Origin of the sequence: Lamprobacter modestohalophilus, assembly GCF_016583905.1 — a bacterium.
GTDB lineage: Bacteria > Pseudomonadota > Gammaproteobacteria > Chromatiales > Chromatiaceae > Lamprobacter > Lamprobacter modestohalophilus.
Genome location: NZ_NRRY01000161.1, coordinates 1 through 1221, shown reverse-complemented (window position 1 = coordinate 1221; position 1221 = coordinate 1). Strand labels below are relative to the sequence as shown.

At 65.9% G+C, this 1221-nt stretch carries 2 protein-coding genes; both read left to right on the top strand.

Translation table 11 applies throughout. From position 1 onward, the window contains the following. Positions 1–195 (top strand): hypothetical protein (locus CKO42_RS27005; RefSeq protein WP_207148845.1); only part of this gene is annotated, 195 nt, incomplete at its 5' end. Next, on the top strand, positions 192–1220 hold the full coding sequence (locus CKO42_RS26590; protein ID WP_200252629.1) for an Rpn family recombination-promoting nuclease/putative transposase: 1029 nt from the start codon (positions 192–194) through the stop codon (positions 1218–1220). The genes CKO42_RS27005 and CKO42_RS26590, both read left to right, overlap by 4 nt. Position 1221 lies beyond the last annotated feature (1 nt).

Genomic DNA, 1221 nt, shown 5'->3' with positions numbered 1-1221 from the left:
GCGCAAGAACAACCCGATCACCGCCTCCGCCCTTGCCGACATGACAGGGCGGGCGGAAGCCTGCCCGCGACCTTGATCCGACGGACCCAGCACCCGGTGAACGAAGACCTCACCTTCCTCGTCGCCATCATCGGCCTGGGCGACGTCGGCCTGCCGCTCGCGGTCGCATTCGGCAAACAACGCCCCGTCACATGAAACCACCGGCACCCACGACCCCGCGTCGGCGCGAGCCGACCCACGACAGCGGCTACAAGCTGCTCTATGCCCACGCCGCCATGGTGCGCGACCTGCTCACGGGCTTCGTCCCCGGCGACTGGGTCCACAGCCTCGATCTCAGTACCCTCGAGCGCTGCAGCGGCAGCTACGTCACCGAAGACCTGCGCGACCGTGCTGACGACCTCATCTGGCGCCTACGCTGGGGCGAGGACTGGCTCTACGTCTACCTGCTGCTCGAATTCCAATCCACCATCGACGCCTGGATGGCGGTACGCATCCAGACCTACATCGGCCTGCTCTACCAAGACCTCATCCGCGCCGAACAGCTCAGCGCCCATGGACGTCTGCCCCCGGTGCTGCCGATCGTGCTCTACAATGGTGCCCAAGTCTGGAACGCCGCCGAGACCCTCGAGCCGCTGATCGAGCCCGCGCCATCTGTCCTGGCCGATTATCGCCCCCAGCAAGCCTATCTGCTGCTGGACGAGCAACGTCTGGCGAAGGTCGAGCAGGCACCGACCCGCAATCTCAGCGCCGCGCTCTTTCGCCTCGAAGCCAGCCGCAGCGCCGAGGACGCCCTGGCCATCGTGCGCGCCCTGGTCGACTGGCTCAAAGAGCCTGAGCAAAGCAGCCTGCGTCGCGCCTTTGCCGTCTGGTTTGGACGGGTGTTCCTCCCCAAGCGCCTACCCGGGGTGTCGGTCACCCCCATGAACGATCTCAGCGAGGTCTATCACATGCTAGCCGACAACGTCGAAACCTGGACTGACCAATGGAAGCAGCAGGGCCTAGAGCAGGGCCTGGAACAGGGTCTGGAAGAAGGTCGCGAAACCACCCGGCACATCCTTTCCCGCTTAGCCCGCCGCCGCTTTGGCCCCGAGGTGGCCGAGCAGAGCCAGCCCCTGCTGGCCCGCATCAGCGACCCCGATCAGCTCGAAGAGCTTGCCGATCAACTCCTGCTCAGCCCCGACGGCGACACCTGGCTGACCCAGCTCAAACGCGCGTCTTGAG